This window comes from Rhodococcus sp. (in: high G+C Gram-positive bacteria), from assembly GCF_049591685.1.
Taxonomy (GTDB): domain Bacteria; phylum Actinomycetota; class Actinomycetes; order Mycobacteriales; family Mycobacteriaceae; genus Rhodococcoides.
Window position 1 is genome coordinate 1 of the sequence record NZ_JBAWFH010000133.1, and the last position, 4057, is coordinate 4057.

Below are 4057 nucleotides of genomic sequence, written 5' to 3' on the forward strand. Positions count from 1 at the left end.
GCGGTTTCCGAACTGGCCGCGGCGGCGATTCTGCACCAGTCCGATCTGGCGCGTGCCGAGTCTCGCGCCCCGCACCACTGGATCGGCCAACTGTCGGAAATCTGCGCCGCGTATCCGAAGGCCGCCGCGCGGGTGGAGGCGACACCGGATTTCCTCACCGCCCGACTGAGAGCAGCGGGCAAGACCGACTACATCGCCGTCAACGATCAGTGGATCGATGTTCTGGCGCTTTTCGGACAGTGGCAGACGTTGCCTCGGTGGCCTCGGATCGGCCCTCTCCCCTCGCAATGGCCGAACACTCGTCCGCCGGAGCGGGCCCCGGCAACCGCAGATGCCGGAGATACCGCAGCGCCGAACAGCAAGGTGATGGGCCGGATACGAGGACTCCTCGCCAAGGCCGACGCGACCGACTTCGAGGAAGAAGCCGAGACGCTCACGGCGAAGGCCCAGGAATTGATGACGCGCTATTCGATCGATTCCCTGTTGCTGACCGACGGCAACGCCGGAGTTGTCACCAGGCGACTACACATCGACAATCCGCATGCCCCCGCCAAGGCCCAGTTGCTGCACGGGGTCGGTTCCGCGAACCGGGTCAAGTCGATCTGGGATCAGGAGTATGCGGTCGCGACGCTCGTAGGCTCCGAGATCGACGTCGAGCAGACCGAAATGCTCTTCACCTCACTGCTCATCCAGGCGACCCGTGCTCTGTCCCGCTCGCCGCGAGCTAAGCGCCGGAAGGGCTCTGCGTCGGCGGCCTTTGGGAAGGCGTTTCTCTATGCCTTCGCCGTCCGGATCGGTGAACGACTCGAAGAGGTCCATACGGTCACGGTCGACGAAGCATCGTCTACGTCGAGCGATCTACTACCAATGCTCGCGGCGCAGACGGTGGCCGTCGAAGCCGAGTTCGACCGCCTCTTCCCGAGCACCAGGGCGATGCGCGGACCGCGGCTCGACGCCGAGGGATGGGAGTCCGGCCAGGCCGCGGCCGACGAGGCCGACCTTCGCCGCACCTGAGCGTCACGCCGACTGTGCGTCCTCCTGGGCAGCCTGCGCCTGGGCGACTTGCCCCGGGGTGAACCTGATCAGCGACGCGGCGACACCGGCAACCACGGCGAAGATCGCGCAGCAGAACAACGCGAACATGTAGCCCGAACTCAGTGCGTCGAGCTGGACGGCGTTCATGTCGACCGCGGGTCCCGTCGTACCGCCCAGCGACAACGTCCGCGAGGTGACGAGCGCGCCGATCACTGCGAGTGCAACCGGACCGCCGAGGGTCTGCGCAACCAGGGCAATTGCCGTCAGGGGCCCGATCTCGGTGGCGGGAACACCGGCAATAGCGCAGAGCGGGAGAGGGATCGACGCCATTCCCACTCCGAATCCGATACCGATGACGGGGAAGAAGATGCCGGGGAAGTAAGCCGAATCGGCGTCCATCGTTGCGACGGAAAACAGCAGCCAGCCGACCATGATGACCGCGCCGGTCATGACGAGCCAGCGAGGTTGAATCCGAACGACCAGCTGGGAGGTGATGAACGCTGCGGCGCCCAGGCCGAAGGCGAAGGGAACGAAGGCCAGACCGGCAGCGAGCGGGGTGTATCCCAGGATGTCCTGAACGAACAGCGCAACGAATGCGGCCAGCGCGAACATGATACCGCCGGCGAAGAAGATGGCGACGAACGTGGCCACCCTGTCTCGACTCGAGAAGAGGGAGAACGGAAGCAGAGGGTTTTCGGCTCTGCGTTCGACCAGAAGAAACGCGCCGAGTAGCAGGACGCCCGCGACGAACGATCCCATCACCAGCGGACTCGTCCACCCCAGCTCGGTTCCTTCGCTGAGCGCGAGTACCACTCCGGTACACCCCAGCGTCGCAAGAATGGCTCCGGGGAAATCGAGGGCGAGCCGCACACCGTCCGTTTCCTTGAGGGAGATGACGGCGAGAACGACGATGACGATGCCGATGGGAACGTTGATCAAGAAGATCCATCGCCAGGACACCTGGGTGAGGGCTCCGCCGATGATCAATCCCGCAATCGACCCGATACCCGTCATGGCCGCGTAGATGGCGATGGCCTGGTTGCGTACCGGTCCCGGCGCGAACGTAGTGGCCACGAGGGCGAATGCGGTGGGCGACGCCACCGCGGCGCCGACGCCCTGCAGCGCTCGCGCCGCCACCAACGTCGCCTCGTTGATCGCCAAGCCGCACAGCAGTGAGGCGATGGTGAACAGTACGACGCCGGCGAGGAACATCTTCTTACGGCCGAAGGCGTCTCCCAGACGTCCCCCGAGCAGCATCAACCCACCGAAAGCAAGCGCGTACGACGTGAGTACCCAATTGCGACCGGCGTCGCTCAGACCTAGATCGGCCTGTAGTGGCGCGAGCGCCAGATTCGCCACGGTGCCGTCGAGAACCACCATCAGCTGTAGCCCGCTGAGCACGATGATCGCGAGGCCGAATGCTCGGGTGGTCACCGGATAGACGATCCGGGTCGAGGACGCGGCGGGATTCGAGTGGTCAGACACGAGCGTTCACGTTACCGAGAGTTCACGGAAAAACCAGCAACGGTTCCGATCACCACGATCGCGGGCGGTCGGATGCCCTCGTCTTTGACCTTCTGAGCCACTGTAGCGAGATCGGCGCGGACCTCCCGCTGCGTACGCATCGTGCCTTCCTGGACGACCAGGACCGGCGTCGTCGACGGGCGGCCACCCTCGACGAGCACCTTCGCGAACTTGTCGATTCGCTCGACTGCCATCAACAACACGATGGTGCCCTTGAGTCGGGCGAGGGCAGACCAGTCGACGAGCGAATCGGGATGTTCGGGTGCGACGTGCCCGCTGACGACCACGAACTCGTGTGTGACACCGCGGTGGGTGACTGGTACGCCGGCTGCGGACGGAACCGAGATGGCGCTCGTGATGCCGGGCACGACGGTGACCGGGATGCCTGCTTCGGCGAGAGCCTCGAGCTCTTCGTAACCGCGGCCGAAGACGTACGGGTCACCGCCCTTCAGTCGGACGACGAACTTGCCGGCTCGGGCGCCGTCGATCAACGCCTGGTTGATCGCCTCCTGTGCCATGGCTCGGCCGTACGGGATCTTCGACGCGTCGATGACCTCGACGTGTGGACCCAGTTCGGCTAGAAGCTCCGGGGGTGCGAGGCGATCGGTGACCACGACATCCGCGTATGCCAACAGTCGTCGGCCGCGAACGGTGATGAGGTCCGGATCGCCGGGACCGCCGCCGACGAGCGCCACACCCGTGTGCGGCGCGTGCGCCGAGTCGGTGATGACACCGGACTGCAACGCCTCGAGTACGGCGTTGCGGACCGCTGCCGAACGGCGGTGCTGGCCGCTCGCGAGGACGCCGAGAGTGAGCCCGTCGTAGTCCGCGGACGCCGGAGTGACTGCCGTGCCCTCGCTGCCGATGTCGGCGCGAACACAGAAAACCCTCGACCGAGCAGCCTCTTCGACGATCGCCGCATTGGTACGCGCCTCGTCGGTGCACGCGATGGCGTACCACGCACCGTCGAGGTCGCCGTCGCGGTAGTCGCGAAGCTCCATTTCCACCTGGCCGCTCGTCGCCATGGCCTCGACGGCAGGCGTCGCCTCCCGCGTGACGACGTGCACCAGCGCGCCCGAAGAAATGAGCAGGGGAAGCCGGCGCTGCGCGACGGTTCCGCCCCCCACCACCACGACGCGCTTGCCCGCCAGATTCAAGCCGACAAGGTACGGAGAATCGGTCGCGTCGGTCTGAGTATCGGCGGATTCGTTCGCATGCACGGGGAGAAACGCTACCGCGAACTAGCTTTTACCGGTCACTCCGCAGGCTTCGCTCTCGCCTCACACGCGTTTCGTCCCATACGGGCACATCCGACTCGTACACGTGCCCGTCTGCTCCGAAGACGAGGAAACGGTCGAAACTGCGGGCGAACCAGCGGTCGTGGGTGACGGTGATCACCGTGCCTTCGAAAGCGGCGATCGCGTCCTGCAACGAATCGGCAGACAGGAGATCGAGGTTGTCCGTCGGTTCGTCGAGCAGCAAAAGCGTCGCACCGGAC

Annotated in this window: 3 protein-coding genes and 1 pseudogene; 1 reads left to right on the plus strand and 3 read right to left on the minus strand. The window is 65.5% G+C overall.

Annotation, left to right across the window (positions count from 1 at the left end; genetic code table 11):
* Positions 1–1014: DUF2786 domain-containing protein (locus WBQ44_RS05735; RefSeq protein ID WP_495565762.1), on the plus strand; the 1014-nt coding region annotated here is incomplete at its 5' end.
* Between the two features lie 3 nt (positions 1015–1017).
* On the opposite strand, the gene WBQ44_RS05740 is transcribed toward WBQ44_RS05735, so the two are convergent.
* The 3 genes and pseudogenes from WBQ44_RS05740 to WBQ44_RS05750 all read right to left on the minus strand — a co-directional run.
* Complete coding sequence (locus WBQ44_RS05740) at positions 1018–2520, minus strand: MFS transporter (RefSeq protein ID WP_495565763.1); 1503 nt, start codon at positions 2518–2520, stop codon at positions 1018–1020.
* A gap of 11 nt (positions 2521–2531) precedes the next feature.
* A complete protein-coding gene (cobA, locus tag WBQ44_RS05745) occupies positions 2532–3779 on the minus strand; it encodes a uroporphyrinogen-III C-methyltransferase (RefSeq protein ID WP_495565764.1) in 1248 nt (415 codons plus the stop codon).
* Positions 3780–3807: 28 nt separating this feature from the next.
* A pseudogene (locus WBQ44_RS05750) lies at positions 3808–4057 on the minus strand (ABC transporter ATP-binding protein); the annotation flags it as partial.